Source organism: Paenibacillus sp. GCM10027630, assembly GCF_042676305.1.
Taxonomy (GTDB): domain Bacteria; phylum Bacillota; class Bacilli; order Paenibacillales; family NBRC-103111; genus Paenibacillus_S.
The window spans coordinates 1-15,935 of sequence record NZ_JBHTGY010000057.1 but is presented as its reverse complement, the minus strand read 5'-3'; the positions used below and the strand labels follow the sequence as shown (position 1 = coordinate 15,935).

Here is a 15,935-nt window from a genome sequence, read left to right as displayed (position 1 = left end):
CCTCCTGGTTGGTCAGATTACAACATGATTTCTTTGCCGGAACGAGACGATTCATAAATCGCCAGGATCAAATCAACGGACTTCCTTGCTTCCTCTCCATTGATATGCGGTTCCCTATCCTCACGAATAGCTTGAATCATATCCTCAATATAAAAGCAGTGCCCCTCGATTGAAATTTGCTGCGGATTGCTGCTGGAGCCAAGTCCAAGTGTGTCATGAATTACCGGCGCTTCTTCCTTATGCTCCATGAAATTCCACTGCTTAATGCCTTCATCGCCAAACTCAATCGTTCCTTTATCCCCATGCAGCTCAAAGCGCGTTTCCTGGCCCGGATAGACGGAAGTCGTCCCTTGAATAACGCCAAATGCCCCATTTATAAACTTTATGGCAACTACTGCCGTATCTTCGACTTCAATACTGCGGACAAGCGGAGCGGTATAAGCAAATACGGATGCAACATCTCCCATTAAAAATTGGATTAGATCCACTCCATGTACACCTTGATTCATTAAGGCTCCCCCGCCGTCGAGATCCCAAGTGCCTCGCCATCCGCCGCTGCCGTAATATTCGGGACTGCGGTAATATTTCAAATACGCATTTCCCATAACAAGCTTACCGAGCTTGCCATCTTGAATCGCTTGGCGTGCGTGCAGCGCCGCCGGCATGAGCCGCCTTTGAAATACGCAGCCGAGCTTAACCTTCTGCTTTCGGCATTCCTCGATCATCGCTGTCATTTTATCGGCCTTAATCTCCAAGGGCTTCTCGCACAACACATGTTTCCCAGCCTGGGCCGCCGCTATGGTTACTTCGCTATGCATACCACTTGGCGTACATACGCATACGACATCAATTTCCGAAAGCTTAAGCAGTTCCTCATAGTTATCAAATACGTATCGAACGTTAAACTGCTCTCCCAGTCTTCGCGCCTTTTCAATACTTGGGTCGGCAATGGCTATCAATTCTGCATCCGCATGCTTCTGAAGAATAGATTCCGCATGGAATCTTGCAATTACACCAGCCCCAACAATTGCGAATTTCAATTTGCTTGGCATGTTTCACCCCTTAGATGGGCGAGCCTAATCTTCAATTAGACTCGCTTTGTCTCACTATTCCGCCAATACTCCAGCTTTTTTCAGAATATCGTTCGTTTCTTTAGCTGCTTCGTCCAGGAAAGCTTTCATCTTCTCCGGATTGTCAACAAAAGATGCATCAGTGAAGCCCTTAGTAGCTAAACGGTCGGCAAACTTGGTCAGGATCTCATCAAACTCAGCAACCGGCGGGTATGCCTGTAAATCTTGCTTGGTGAAAAATGCTTTATATTGCGGGTAATCTTTATACAGATTGCTCAAATCCAGGTCATCACGCGCAGGCAACCAACCCGTCATTGCAATCATTTGTGCATGATTCTCAGGTTTCGTTAAGAAGCGAATGAAATTCCAGGCTGCATCCGCCTTCTCTTTTTGTGCGCTGGAAACGTAGAAATTAACTATACTTACAACATTGGACTTAAGCGGTGCCGCATCATAGTTTAAATCAGGAGCTTTTTTCTTAGTATCGATGATGACGTTGGATTCCCGGACATAAAATGCTGCCAGCTTGGTTTGAAACGCCTCAGTATCATGCTTAACCTTGGGATCATCCGTTTTGTACTTATGTACCATATCTACATACATTTTTAACGTTTGAAGCCCGGCATCCGTGTTGTAATCGGCCTTGTATTTTCCTGGAGAAGCTTCTTTAATAATACTGCCGCCCCTCTGTGCGAGGAGATTCCAGAACTTTTCTCCAACCCCGCTGCCCCCGCCGCTTAACCGAAGACTCATACCTGCACGCTCCAGATTACCGGAGGCATCTCTTTTGGCCAATTTCTGTGCGTACTCCAGCAGTTGATCTGCAGTTGGAGGAGCGGTAAGCCCAGCTTCTTTCAGCATGTCTTTGTTATAGTAAATGGCTCCCGCCCCCATCAGAGCAGGTACGCCATAGGTCTTATCCTTCACTTTTGTGTTATCGACAACCAATTTTTGATGAATACCTGAATTCACTTGTTTGACTAAATCCTCTGGTGCGGGTTGAAGCATATTACCTTGAATATAGCGTAGCGCCAGATTCGGATTTAAGGGAAGGATATCTGCCCCGCTTTTTGAGGGAAGCGCTGCTGCAACCTTCTTCTCGTAGTCGCGAAGCGGGAATGAAGAAATCGAGACCGTTACATTTGGATTAGTTTTCTTGAACTCATCGGCCATTTTTTGGAACCACGGATCCAACTCCGGCCATCCACCCCAGATGGATATTTCCACAGGCTTAGCTGACTTATCTCCTGCTGGTGCTTTCGAGCCGTCGGCCGGTTTTCCACTATCGCTAGAGCAGCCTGCCAAAACCATGGATAATGAAAGAGCGCTTGTCAGTGCGGTTGTCAATAAACGGTTTGATTTCATTAGTTGATTCTCCCCCTGAAAATGAATTTGGTAGAAATTTTCCACAGGTATACACTTGGTTGACTTCCAGCAATCATAAATATTCTACAACCACCTCCTCAATTATTGATTTGAACCGGTTCAAATTTAATTCAAAAAAAATCGTTTTTCTCACTTCCTAATTTCATGTTATATAACATAACACAAATCATGAAAATCCTTGCCCACGCGATAAATGATTTTTCATTCAATAATAGAAAAAAAACCGATAAACTGCTGAAATCCGGTAAAAATCATCTGTGAATAGGAAAAAATGGTTGCTTTCAGATTTGAACCGGTTCAAAATTTGAGTTGACTAATTATTTTCAGTATAGATTCACGCAAACTTAATGTCAACTAAATTATCATTATAGTAACATGATTGTTTCATATTCTAAGTTTTTACTAAAGAGTTCCGGTAAAGAATCCTTTTTGCACTGTAAAAGCGAATATAGCTTATCCAATAATTTGAACCGTTTCAAATGTATTATAAAGCGCTTACAAATTTTATTCAACCCTCTTTTCTTAATTTAGTAAGATTTTTCTAATTTAGTACAACAATTTCTCATCCATTCATTACTTGCAAAAAAATACAGACAAGCATTTCAGTCCTATGGACTGGAATACCTGCCTGTTGGCTGCCTTGCTATCGTCTTTTCTTACGAAACCTTGAACTGTGATAATAGACGATGCAGCTCTTCCGTCATCTCGGATAGGGATTTTACGGAGGATTGAACCTCACCCGTCGTTTTTAGCTGATTGCTCGCAGTTAACGCCACATTCTGTGATGCTGTAGATGATTTATGGGCAATAGCCGTAACTTGTTGGACAGCTGCTGTAATTTGCTGCGCTCCAGCGGACATTTCTTCCGAGGTCGCCGCCATTTCTTGAATCTGAGAAGCAATCTCTGTTGTTGATTGCCTGATATGATCGAAATTAAGCTCTGTCTCGCGAACCATTTCAATTCCCGTTTGTACTTCATCCTTAACTTTACTCATCGATTCACCGGATTCATGAATACTCGTTTGAATCTCATTCAGCAGCTGAGCTATTTCCCCCGAAGAACTGCTGGATTGCTCCGCTAACTTACGCACCTCTGCCGCTACTACAGCAAATCCCGCTCCATGTTCATGAGCTCTTGCCGCTTCTATCGCTGCATTTAACGCGAGTAGATTCGTTTGCTGGGCGATATCTTGGATGGCTTGCAGGATGCTGCCAATTTGCTGTGATTTATGGTCGAGCATCTTGATAACAAGATCCGTTTGGTGAACGGATTCACTTATAGAGCTCATCTGCTGGACGGTAATTTGAATAGAGTTGCCCCCATTCTCCGCTTGCTGCCTTGATGACTCCACCGTTTCAGAGATGGAAGCCGCATTCTCGGCGAGTCGTCCGATTCCTGCGCCAACTTCCTCCATAGAACGCGATGTCTCTTCCATACTTAGGGTTTGCTTATTCGCGCCGTCAGCTACATCCTTAACCGTTTCCGCAATTTGCCGTGAGGAGATCTGCATCTCATCCGAGCTTATATTAAGCTGGTCTGCAGAAGCTGCCACTAGCTGGGCATGCTCGTTAATTTTAAGTATCATTTGGCGCATATGGTCAGTCATCTGTCCGAAAGCTCCATTCAGCTCTCCAATTTCATCCTGACGCGTAAGAATGGAAGTATTAACGGATAGGTCTCCTGATGATACTCGTTTTGCAATGGAGCTCATCTCTTGTATTGGTTTGGATACATGTCTGGCAATCAAGAACGATACAGCGAGGCCAGCGGCTATAGCAATTAAGCTCAACGCTATAACCCAGGCAACTCCAGACTCATACGAATCAGTGAGCTCAGCAGCCCATTCATTGGCATATCCCTGGTTATTTTCACTAAGCATACTGACAATTGCGCTGCAGCTGCTTAAAAAAACATTCCCCTGACGAATAAGATCCATCCCTTCAGGTCCGCGTTTTTGTACACCATTCAAGATCGCCGGAAACTTTTCAGCATACGCATTCCAGTTTTGAGCAAAATACTTGATCAAACCGGCATCCTTTTCAGTAAAGGCGATTCCATCAACCTTCTTTACCTTTCCTTGAATTTCATTGAACAAACGGGTTGCTTTATCCGTTTGACTTTCGGCATCCATGCCTAGGCCTTCCTGTGCTCTTTGATCTTCGAGATTTAGCTGGATTCGCAACATCAGATCGTCAAGCTCAATCAGGTTATGATTTAAATTGCCCAGCAGAATAACATTCGTCAACCCTATTTCAGTCGTTTGCTTCGACTTCTTACCCATATTGCCCATGTTCGTTATTGCTGTAATACTTATGGTCGACAACAGCAGTAAAACTACCAAAAAGCTAAATAAAAGTTTTTTGAACAATGTCAATTTCATCTTCGCAGCCTCCGAATATATCTATCTCTATATGGATTTTTTGTTGTTAATTTCTACTGGAAAAAATTACTTTTTACAGTCAAATTAACACTCTGATAATTTCGGTGCCGAGTTTCCGATTATGTATAGGTATATAGACCTAATATAAAAACATATACCTGCATACTCTCTCACTAACTTCTGTATTGGATCAAATTCAGCTTTTGCACGAATAAAAAAGAGCCCTGCAAGAAGAGCTCTCATCAATCCTTTTACACCGATGTCAAGATTTGTGGACCTTCCTTTGTTATCGCCACAGTATGCTCAAATTGAGCGGATAAGCTCCCATCCCAGGTTCGCGCTGTCCAGCCATCGGAGTCGATGAACATCTCATAGCCTCCTGCATTAATCATCGGTTCTATCGTAATGACCATGCCTTCTCTCAGCTTGAAGCCTTTCCCCGGCTTGCCGGTATGCTCGAATGAAGGGGCCTCGTGCATCGATTGACCGATCCCATGCCCAACCAAATCCCTGACAACCGAGTACCCCGCATCTTCGGCATGCTTCTGAACTACATGCATTACATCTCCAATATGACGGCCAGCCATTGCTTGCGCGATACCACGATCCAAGCATTCCTTAGTGACCTTCACCAACCTCTTGGCTTCAGGGGAAACCGTTCCGATCATGTAGGTCCAGGCTGAGTCCGCCATCCATCCGTTATAACTGCACACAATGTCTATCTTGGCAATGTCACCACTCTTTAGCGGCGTAGGGTTCGGGAATCCATGAGCTATCACATCGTTAACCGACGCACAAGTTGCAAATGGAAAACCTTTATACCCTTTAGTTACCTGCTGAGCCCCATGCTTTGTAATAAACTGCTCTGCAAAATCATTGATCTCCAAGGTTGTAACGCCTGGTCCGATTCGTTTACCTATTTCTTGATGACACAAAGCGAGAATTCTCCCCGCTTCCCGCATTTTGGCAATTTCTTGTGGTGTCTTTAAAATGATCATGGGGCAACCTCCTTAAAGTTTCGCTCAGCTGTACGGCCTACCTATACTACTAGCTTACGCAATTGCATGAAAAAGTGACTATATGTTACATTAACTTCAGAATGTACGCATACATTTTCCGCAATTGTACACTCTGTGTGAAGGAGGCTGGTATAGGTATGACAATGCATGACCGTGCATGGAACGAAGAAGAGCAGCGGCTTCGCCGCGTTGCCGGGTTGATCAAAACTCGCGTTAATGAAGTAGGACAGCTCGCCGAACAAAGATTAGAAACCGCTATCGACACCAACCGTGATTTTTGGGCCGACATTACCGTTAATATGAATAATCCGGACGAAATCATGGAGACCTATACAAGCATTAATCAGCAATCTATGGTTATGGTTAATCAGGAAAGAGACCTTCTGCATGCTGAGGACACGCTGAAGCAACTGCTTCGATTGCATGATACTCCCTATTTTGGCCGGATAGACTTTACAGAAAGCGGCTATCAGGATACGGAGAGCATTTACATAGGAACCTCATCCTTCTTTGACGAAGCTACGCAGCAGTATTGGATTTATGACTGGCGAGCGCCTATCTCCAACTTATTTTACGATTATCCGCCAGGACCTGCTTCTTATAAGACACCCGGCGGACAAATTGACGGAACAGTTGAGTTGAAACGGCAGTATGTCATTCGGCAGGGCGAAATGAAGGCAATGTTCGATACGGGAATCACCATTGGCGATGAAATTTTGCAGACTATGCTAGGTCAAAACGCCGATGATCGAATGAAAAGCATAGTCGCTACTATCCAAAAAGAGCAGAACCAGATCATTCGGGATGATCGGCATCAGGTTCTAATCGTCCAGGGTGCAGCAGGTAGCGGCAAAACCTCCGTTGCGTTGCAACGAGTTGCTTACCTTATGTATAAGCACAGAAACACGCTCAATGCTGATAATATGGTGCTTTTTTCGCCAAACGACTTATTTAACAGCTATATTTCAACGGTGCTCCCGGAGCTTGGGGAAACCAACATGCAGCAAACGACCTATCAGCAATATTTACAATACCGTTTAGGCAGCCGTTATAATGTCGAAGATCAGTATACCCAGATGGAGTATAGGCTAACAGCGAGAAACGACCCTGCGTATGCCATACGCCAAAGCGGTATCCAGTTCAAGTCCTCCCATGCTTTTATTCGTATTATGGACAGCTATGCACAGCATTTGGAGCAAGCCGATATGATCTTCAAAGATCTTAGGTTTCGCGGCAAAGTGTTGATATCCCAGCAGCAGTTGAGCGACTATTTTTACGGTATAGATCCGTCCATTAAGCTGAGCAACCGGGTACAACTGATGAAAGACTGGCTGCTTAAGGAGCTTAAGGCTCTGGCCAAGGCCGAGCGAACTGAAGCTTGGGTGAAGGAAGCTATGGAGCTGCTCGACAAGGATGAGTACCAGAAGGCTTTCAGCACTATGGAGGAGAGGAACACAGATCAGGAACAGCTGTTCTATGATGCCAAACAGGAAGCATTTCTATTGAGCAGATATGTCGTTCATCAGAATTTCCAGCCGCTTCGCCGTAAGATTAAAAAGCTGAAATTCATTAACATTCACGCCCTCTACAAGCAGTTGTTCCAAGAGCACAGCCGCAGCCTGCTCGAGTCCATAGAGGTGACATCGCTGCCGGCGGATTGGGAAGCTATATGCCTCCAAACCGTTGCACAGCTCGACAACCAACAGCTTGCTTTTGAAGACGCCACTCCCTTGCTATATTTGAATGAGCTAATTGAAGGCTTTCAATCATACAACACGGTTCGTCATGTCATTATAGATGAGGCTCAGGACTATTCGGCATTCCAATTCACCTTTTTGAAAAGACTGTTCCCCCGCAGCAAAATGACTTTGTTGGGTGATATGAACCAAGCTATCTATACCAATAGCACAGTAACTAGTGAATCCAATGGAAAAAATAACGCAGGCACACCAAGCAATCCGCATGGGTATAACCATGTCATCGAATTGTTCGGCGCCGGACAAACGGATATCATTCGCTTGGTACGAAGCTACCGATCTACCCGTGAGATCGTTGAGTTCACCAAAGCTATGCTGCCGAATGGTGAAGCCATAGAACCTTTTAATCGCAATGGCGAAAAACCGCTTGTCCTAAGAGCCACTGACCTAAATAGCCTCACAGCAAGCGTGATTGCTGATTTAAATGCCTTGCAGGCTGAGGGAATACATTCCATTGCTATTCTTACCAAAACGGCGGAGGAGAGCCGTGTAGCTTATGAGCGGCTATTTCCCTCGATACCTGTAGCATTAATCACCAAGAACGATCATTCCTTTGAGAAGGGTATTCTGATCATGCCCGCTTATTTGGCCAAAGGCCTGGAATTTGATGCTGTGCTCCTGTGGAATGCTTCTCATAGTCAATATGATCAAGAAAGCGAGCGCAAGCTATTCTACACCGCTTGTACGCGAGCCATGCATCGGCTTCACATCTTCTATATTGATGAACTGACCCGCTTTATTTTAGCGCTTGATGCGCATGCTTATAACCATTCGGAGACCTATTAAAAATGAGCCGATTCGTCGGTTCTCTTTTTTTATACTTCATGGTAGAATGAGGAAACTATGGAAATGGGGTGTGCAAAAGGTTGCTTACAAATGGTAGGTTCTACATCATATATAATGAATTATCTATCACGATCTGCTCCGAGTTGGATGATGTTTGCGAAGAATTGGCTCAAGGCGGAATGCTATACAGCTATGCTGATGATGAAGAACTGGCACACTCCATGTTGTTGGAATGCTTTCATTTCCTGACATCGAAAAACTTATAATCTAGAATCCTCGCAGCTTTGAAGCCTCTTTTACCCATTCTCAACTGACAAAAGAAATGAACAAACAAAGAACCCTCGAAAGGGCTCTTTTTCTTTTATTGACACTTACCTATCCTTCGCCGTTATTATGACGGGAATGGTTCTGCTGTTTGACCTTCTTAGACCCTGAGAGCGGTTCTTGAATCTGATTATGCTCGTCCTGATTCTTTTTACCGCTTGGCTGGTTTACCGGTTGGGGAATATCCTTTGGCATAAGTCTTAGCTCCTTTCGTCTATTAGTCTTTATCGGTAAGAACTGAATCGCCTATCGGCTTATCGTGATTGAGCGCATCTTGATGCCGGTGATCATTCGTTTGCTGCTGGACCTGCTGCGCCTGATGACTGGTAACGACTTGCTTATCAAAATCCTTAACTACATTTTGCAAATTTTTATCTACATCACTTTTGTTTTTTGTCATTGTGCCCTCCGCTATTTAGATGTCAGAGCATGCAGCTGCTGCGCACACTCATGAATATGCCTGACATAGTCATCGATCAACGTTTGGATCACCGTAGTTCGCTCATCCGCATTCCGTCCTTCTACCTCTACATCGACAAATTCCACCTTAACCTCTCTAGAGTCCACGTACGTGCACTTAAAGTCAAAGCTGTAACCGTTACGCCCTTCAGTTATAATACTTACCCATAGGGCATTAGGATCGGCTGCATCCGCCTTAACCTCTGCCTTGTCGGATGTATTAAGCACCGTTGGTATCGTTCTTTGCCATGCTTCCACAAGCTGCTGCTGATCGATTGCCAAGCTATCGGTCTTTGCCATTTTATCAACACCTCCACTTCTATAAGGTGCGGAACCCTAAACGACTTTATACCCAACAGGCAGCAGTAAAAAAAGGAACCTGATAAATGCCGCGGAGCCACCCTGATAACGAGAACGAGAAAAAAAGCCGCACAATCCAAGTTAACATGGATTCCACAGCTTTTGGTTTAATTATGTAGGGTTGTACTCTATCATCTCACGTAAGTGGCCATTTAATAAATAAATGGCGGAGAGGGTGGGATTCGAACCCACGGAGACCTCACGACCTCGGCGGTTTTCAAGACCGCTGCCTTAAACCACTCGACCACCTCTCCAGGTGACAAAAAGCATTGTATCATAATTGTACATGCAATATCAAGTGCTATTTTTTAGTGATCTTGGTTGCATGGTTCATATAGGGTTGAAGCACCTCAGGAATCAGAACGCTGCCGTCTTCCTGCTGATAATTTTCCAATATTGCAGCCACCGTACGGCCTAGTGCCAAGCCGGAGCCATTCAGTGTATGAACGAACTCAGGTTTTGCTTTGGCATCACGACGGAAGCGAATGTTCGCTCGGCGAGCCTGGAAATCTTCAAAGTTGCTGCACGACGAAATCTCTCGGTACGTATTGCTGTTAGGCAGCCATACCTCCAAGTCATAAGTTTTCGCCGAGGAGAACCCAATATCGCCTGTACACAACGTCAGTACACGGTAGGGCAGCTTCAACAGCTGCAGCACCTTCTCAGCATCCGCTGTCAGCTTTTCCAGCTCCTCGTAGGACTTCTCAGGCGCCGTCAGCTTCACCAGTTCAATCTTATTGAACTGATGCTGGCGAATCAAGCCACGGGTATCTCTGCCCGCAGAACCGGCCTCAGAACGGAAACAGGCGCTGAAGGCGACGAAATATTTCGGAAGCTCCTCCAGCGTCAAGATATCGTCCCGGTGATAATTGGTTACCGGAACCTCGGCTGTAGGTATCAAGAAATAATCGGTATCTGCAATTTTAAACACATCTTCTTCAAATTTCGGAAGCTGTCCGGTACCCGTTAAGCTATCGCGGTTGACAATATAGGGTGGCAGCATTTCTTCATAGCCATGTTCATCGCTGTGCAAATCCATCATGAAGCTGATTAAAGCCCGTTCCAGACGCGCACCCAACCCTTTATAGAAAACAAACCGCGAGCCCGTTACTTTCCCAGCTGCCTCAAAATCGAGAATTCCGAGATCATGCCCAATATCATAATGTGCCTTAGGCTCGAAAGAGAACTTAGCAGGTTCGCCTACACGACGAATTTCGATGTTTTCCTCTTCTGAGCTCCCAACAGGCACACTATCATTCGGAACATTAGGCAAAGCCATTATAATGCCATTCAGATCGGTTTCCAGAACACGAATTTCGTCGTCCAGCTCCTTGATCCGATCGCCAACACCTTTCATTTCCTCAATCAACGCATCAGCATCCTGCTTCGCTTTCTTCAAAGCGGCGACTTCCTGGGAAACGACGTTGCGGCGGTTCTTCAATTGCTCCACTTCTTGAAGAAGCTCTCTTCGTTTCGTATCAAGGCTGGTGAAGCGACTTATATCGTCCAGCGTTTTGCCGCGGTTCTTCATCCCCTGCTCCACGCGTCCTATATCACTGCGTAATAACTTTACATCCAACAAGGAGACTCCTCCTACCTCGTTTCACGTACCATGTCCAGGAAATATGCATGCATCCGCTCATCATCAGTCAGTTCCGGATGGAACGAAGCCGCGAGCAAGTGTCCTTGACGCGCCGCAACTATTTGATCGCGGTATGTTGCTAATACATCGACGCCTGGACCTACTTCCTCGATCAGTGGCGCTCGAATAAATACCGCTCGAACATCGTCAGCAATTCCCTTAATAGCCAAATCCGTTTCAAAGCTTTCCCGTTGACGTCCGAACGCATTACGGGCTACTTTGATATCCATCAACTCAAGATGGGCCTCCGGCTGTCCTGCGATATCCTTGGCAATCACAATAAGACCGGCGCAGGTACCGAAGATTGGCTTTCCTTGCTGCGAGAACGACTGCAGCTTCGTAATGAAGTTGTAGGTGCGCATCAGCTTTCCGATGGTCGTGCTTTCGCCGCCTGGAATAATGATGCCTTCAACTTCATCGAGCTGCTCCGTTCTTTTAACAATGACGCCTTCGCCGCCTGCCTTGTCAATAAGCCTGATATGCTCAGCAACGGCCCCTTGCAAAGCTAAAACCCCTATTTTCATAGCTGTCCACCCTCTCAGCTGACAATTACCAGCCGCGATCCTGCATGCGCTGTGTAACATCCAGCTTGGAGATTTCGATACCTTTCATAGGCGCTCCCAAGTTTTTGGAAACCTCTGCAATCAAGGCATAATCCGTATAGTGCGTTGTCGCTTCTACGATTGCTTTTGCGAACTTCTCAGGATTTTCCGATTTGAAAATACCGGATCCTACGAATACGCCATCTGAACCCAGATGCATCATCAAAGCCGCATCCGCCGGTGTGGATACACCGCCAGCAGCGAAGTTAACTACAGGCAATTTACCTGTTTCGTGAACTTGAAGCAATAGCTCATAAGGTGCTCCCAGGTTTTTAGCTTCTGCCATAAGCTCGTCTTTTGACATAGCTTGTACTCTTTTAATTTGGCCAACCATTGTACGCATATGACGCACAGCTTCAACAATGTTGCCAGTTCCCGGCTCGCCTTTGGTACGGATCATGGATGCGCCTTCGCCGATTCTACGCAATGCCTCACCCAGATCTCTTGCTCCGCATACAAATGGAACCGTAAAATCCTTTTTAAAGATATGGAAAACTTCATCTGCAGGTGTTAGTACTTCACTCTCATCGATATAATCGACGCCCATAGATTCAAGAATTTTTGCTTCAACAAAATGCCCAATCCGAGCTTTAGCCATAACAGGAACTGTTACAACCTTCATTACCTCTTCCATAACCGTTGGATCAGCCATACGAGCTACCCCGCCAGCTGCACGGATATCAGAAGGCACGCGCTCTAATGCCATAACAGCGGAAGCCCCTGCTGCTTCTGCAATCTTTGCTTGCTCTGCATTCATGACGTCCATGATGACGCCACCTTTTTGCATTTCGGCCATACCTTTTTTAACACGCGATGTACCAGTTTCCATTTTCCTACTCCTCCAAACATCTATCAATAAATTTCTTAATCCACAAACTACTAAACAATTATTTTACAGGAATACCTTTAAATACACAACCGCTTTGCTTGGTTTCTTATTTCTTTGTTCCCGAGATCATATCTACAAAAAAGTTGCCAATAGCCCGGAAGAACAGTCGGAACCAACTACCCTTTTCAACATCATCCACAGCTATCAAATTAGCCGTTTTTTCTGTACCCGCATAAGTCACCTTCACCGTTCCCAGCACATCCCCTTTGGCTATAGGGGCTACAAGCTTACTTTCATCTGCCGGTGAAGCGGTTATTACGAATTGATCCGGTGTAGCTCCTTTTTTCGCAACGAAGGTAATTCCTGTTTGTGTTACAACCGGTACTTGAGTAGCAACACCCTTCTTAATATTTACTACCTTCAAGGAATCTATTTCTAACTTGGCTGTAAGCACTTGTTTCGTTTCAAAATTATTAAAGCCATAATCCAGCACTTTTCTTGTTTCTTCAAAACGCTGGGGCTCTTTCTTCGTTCCCATAACCACACTAATTAACCGAAAGCCATTCCGTTCTGCCGTACCTGTAAAGCAATAACCCGCATCATCCGTAGAACCTGTCTTCAGACCATCCAATCCTGGATATGCGTATTTCTTGAAGTTAACATTATCCTTATTGCCTTCCAGCATCCAGTTCCAGTTGATCATCGGTGTTTTATCTTTTTCGCGAAATTTCTTGGAAGTAGTCTTGGTGTATTCAAGAATTTCTTTATGATCTTTGATAATATTATAAGCCAAAATTGCAGCATCCCTTGCGGTAAGAAGAGTCTCCCCTTGCAGCTCCTTTGGAGCATATTTGCCAAGGTCAGCCCTTGATAAGCCCGTAGCATTAATAAAATGCGCCTGATCGGATAGCCCAAGCTGCTTGGCCTTCTCATTCATGAGCTTAGCAAAATTCTCTTCTGTATCACCAATCTTCTCAGCAAGCGCTACTGAAGCATCATTCGCTGAATAAATGGACATTGCCGCAAACAAATCTTTTACCGTGGCCTGTTCTTTAAAAGCAAGAAGCCCCCCGGACCCGATTACATCCGCAGCATACTGGCTTGTCGTCACCATGTCATCCCACTTAATTTTGCCGCTCTTAACAGCTTCCATAACCAAATATTCTGTCATCATCTTGGCCATACTGGCTGGGGGTAATGCTGTATCCGCATCTTTCTCAAACAAAACTTGACCGGTACTGGCTTCTATCAAAATGGCAGATTTCACATCCAGCTTCAAATCCGGCGCCGGCGCATCTGCCGCCATAACACTTTTGGGTTGAATAACAAACGTACATAACTGAATTAGCAATGCAACAACAATCAGGACAGATATGCGCCTTACAGACAGCAACAAAGCTCTCACTCCTCCTAGTAAAATAGTATATAAACGCGTATTTACTATTGTACCACAGCACCAGAGGCATGTTCAAAAAAAGAAACGGCAGCCTCGTAAGGCCCCGTCTCTCTTCTAAAATCACTGCTATTTTTACATAGAATAGTTTGGAGCTTCCTTCGTAATTTGAACATCATGTGGATGGCTTTCACGTAGCCCTGCTCCGGTAATACGAATAAAAGAGGTATCATTGATAAGCTCAGGTATAGTACTCGCTCCACAATAACCCATTCCGGAACGCAGACCACCGATCAATTGATACACCGTATCAGCCAACGGCCCCTTGTAAGCAACGCGTCCTTCGATACCTTCAGGAACCAGCTTGCTTTCATTTTCCTGAAAATAACGGTCCTTGCTGCCTTCCTTCATAGCCCCAAGCGAACCCATGCCGCGGTAAACTTTAAACTTTCTGCCTTGGTAAATTTCCGAATCACCAGGGCTTTCATCGGTACCAGCGAACAGGCTCCCGATCATAACTGCGCTTGCGCCAGCTGCAATAGCCTTTGTAACGTCCCCAGAGTACTTAATCCCGCCGTCTGCGATTATCGGCACATTATATTGCTTGGCAACCGACGCACAGTCGTAGATGGCTGTAATTTGCGGTACACCAATACCTGCAATAACACGAGTTGTGCAAATTGATCCAGGACCAATACCAACCTTTACCATCGATGCGCCAGCTTCAATTAGATCTCTCGTACCATCACCAGTAGCAACATTACCAGCACAGATAGGAAGATCAGGGTATTGATCACGAAGCTTCCTAACCGTCTTTAAAATATTAATATGATGTCCATGCGCGGAGTCTACAACAATCATATCAATTCCTGCTTCAACCAAAGCCGCAGCACGCTCCATTACATCCTTGGAGACACCTACCGCAGCACCTACTGCCAAACGGCCCTGCTTGTCTTTCGCCGAGTTAGGGAACTGAATGGCTTTCTCAATATCCTTAATCGTTATAAGACCTTTAAGTGTGTTATGCTCGTCAACGATTGGAAGCTTTTCAATCTTATGCTTTTGCAAAATGCCTTCTGCCTGCTGCAAGGTTGTTCCTACAGGAGCCGTGACTAGATTCTCGCGTGTCATAACATCCTTGATCTTGATCGAATAATCATGTACAAAACGAAGATCCCTGTTTGTCAGAATGCCTACAAGCTTTTTATTCTCATCACAAATCGGTACACCGGAGATACGGTACTTAGCCATCAGCTCTTCGGCATCATAAACGTGATGCTCAGCTGTAAGTGAGAACGGGTTTGTTATAACTCCACTCTCTGAACGCTTAACCCGGTCAACTTCCTCGGCCTGCTGGGCGATAGGCATATTCTTGTGAATAATCCCTATGCCCCCTTCTCTTGCGATAGAAATGGCCAAAGCCGATTCCGTTACTGTATCCATTGCAGAGCTAAGCAAAGGGATGTTTAATTTAATCTTATCCGTCAACTGCGTTGAAATATCGATTTCTTTACCAAAAACCTCCGACTTTCGCGGTACCAATAATACATCGTCAAATGTTAGTCCTTCTTTAGCAAACTTGTTTTCCCACACGGAACTAAATCCTCCCTCATTTTCATACTTGCCGGTAGATATTATTGCAATAGTATCAAAAGGCCTTTTTTAATGTCAAGTATATATTGTTCTGCTCTTGGAAGCGTTGGAAGGAGTTGTAAAATATTCAAATATGACTCCCAAACTTTCCTTTTCTTAGTATGCCCCTTACAATTTCAAAGTTTCATAAAACAAAAAGAGTCTTTTTGGATATAAACCCAAAAGACTCTTTTCTGTTGCTTTGCTTGGCAACGTCCTACTCTCCCAAGACCCTGCGGTCTAAGTACCATTGGCGCTGGAGGGCTTAACGGTCGTGTTCGAGATGGGAACGCGT

Annotated in this window: 13 protein-coding genes, 1 tRNA gene and 1 rRNA gene; 1 reads left to right on the top strand and 14 read right to left on the bottom strand. The window is 45.0% G+C overall.

All coding sequences use genetic code 11. The features are described from left to right. Positions 1–17 precede the first annotated feature (17 nt). The 4 genes from ACFQ0C_RS27830 to map form a co-directional block, all read right to left on the bottom strand. On the bottom strand, positions 18–1,052 hold the full coding sequence (locus ACFQ0C_RS27830) for a Gfo/Idh/MocA family protein (RefSeq protein WP_379371528.1): 1,035 nt from the start codon (positions 1,050–1,052) through the stop codon (positions 18–20). Positions 1,053–1,106: 54 nt separating this feature from the next. Further along, the gene (locus ACFQ0C_RS27825; RefSeq protein WP_258213835.1) at positions 1,107–2,435 is read right to left on the bottom strand and encodes an extracellular solute-binding protein; all 1,329 of its coding nucleotides are present in this window, start codon (positions 2,433–2,435) and stop codon (positions 1,107–1,109) included. 677 nt (positions 2,436–3,112) lie between these two features. Further along, the gene (locus ACFQ0C_RS27820; RefSeq protein WP_379371525.1) at positions 3,113–4,837 is read right to left on the bottom strand and encodes a methyl-accepting chemotaxis protein; all 1,725 of its coding nucleotides are present in this window, start codon (positions 4,835–4,837) and stop codon (positions 3,113–3,115) included. A gap of 251 nt (positions 4,838–5,088) precedes the next feature. Then, positions 5,089–5,835, bottom strand: coding sequence for a type I methionyl aminopeptidase (map, locus tag ACFQ0C_RS27815; RefSeq protein ID WP_379371523.1), 747 nt, complete (start codon positions 5,833–5,835; stop codon positions 5,089–5,091). A 158-nt stretch (positions 5,836–5,993) separates the two neighbouring features. Here map and helD point away from each other — a divergent pair, with 158 nt between their 5' ends. Next, positions 5,994–8,399, top strand: a complete 2,406-nt coding sequence (gene helD / locus ACFQ0C_RS27810) for an RNA polymerase recycling motor HelD (protein WP_379371521.1) — start codon at positions 5,994–5,996, stop codon at positions 8,397–8,399. 375 nt (positions 8,400–8,774) lie between these two features. On the opposite strand, the gene ACFQ0C_RS27805 is transcribed toward helD, so the two are convergent. The 10 genes from ACFQ0C_RS27805 to rrf all read right to left on the bottom strand — a co-directional run. Next, positions 8,775–8,918, bottom strand: a complete 144-nt coding sequence (locus ACFQ0C_RS27805) for a small acid-soluble spore protein P (protein WP_379371519.1) — start codon at positions 8,916–8,918, stop codon at positions 8,775–8,777. A 22-nt stretch (positions 8,919–8,940) separates the two neighbouring features. Further along, a complete protein-coding gene (locus ACFQ0C_RS27800) occupies positions 8,941–9,123 on the bottom strand; it encodes a hypothetical protein (RefSeq protein WP_258213830.1) in 183 nt (60 codons plus the stop codon). Between the two features lie 11 nt (positions 9,124–9,134). Further along, complete coding sequence (locus ACFQ0C_RS27795; protein WP_379371517.1) at positions 9,135–9,482, bottom strand: hypothetical protein; 348 nt, start codon at positions 9,480–9,482, stop codon at positions 9,135–9,137. A 224-nt stretch (positions 9,483–9,706) separates the two neighbouring features. Then, positions 9,707–9,796, bottom strand: a tRNA-Ser gene (locus ACFQ0C_RS27790). Between the two features lie 47 nt (positions 9,797–9,843). Beyond that, on the bottom strand, positions 9,844–11,124 hold the full coding sequence (serS, locus tag ACFQ0C_RS27785) for a serine--tRNA ligase (RefSeq protein ID WP_379371515.1): 1,281 nt from the start codon (positions 11,122–11,124) through the stop codon (positions 9,844–9,846). Positions 11,125–11,135: 11 nt separating this feature from the next. Further along, complete coding sequence (gene pdxT, locus ACFQ0C_RS27780; RefSeq protein WP_379371513.1) at positions 11,136–11,708, bottom strand: pyridoxal 5'-phosphate synthase glutaminase subunit PdxT; 573 nt, start codon at positions 11,706–11,708, stop codon at positions 11,136–11,138. A gap of 25 nt (positions 11,709–11,733) precedes the next feature. After that, positions 11,734–12,615 carry a pyridoxal 5'-phosphate synthase lyase subunit PdxS gene (pdxS, locus tag ACFQ0C_RS27775; protein WP_258213826.1) on the bottom strand — a complete coding sequence of 294 codons (882 nt, stop codon included), beginning with the start codon at positions 12,613–12,615 and terminating at the stop codon, positions 11,734–11,736. Between the two features lie 106 nt (positions 12,616–12,721). Continuing rightward, on the bottom strand, positions 12,722–14,011 hold the full coding sequence (locus ACFQ0C_RS27770; protein ID WP_258213825.1) for a D-alanyl-D-alanine carboxypeptidase family protein: 1,290 nt from the start codon (positions 14,009–14,011) through the stop codon (positions 12,722–12,724). Positions 14,012–14,143: 132 nt separating this feature from the next. Further along, a complete protein-coding gene (gene guaB, locus ACFQ0C_RS27765) occupies positions 14,144–15,601 on the bottom strand; it encodes an IMP dehydrogenase (RefSeq protein WP_258213824.1) in 1,458 nt (485 codons plus the stop codon). Between the two features lie 243 nt (positions 15,602–15,844). Beyond that, positions 15,845–15,935, bottom strand: a 5S ribosomal RNA gene (rrf, locus tag ACFQ0C_RS27760); the annotation flags it as partial.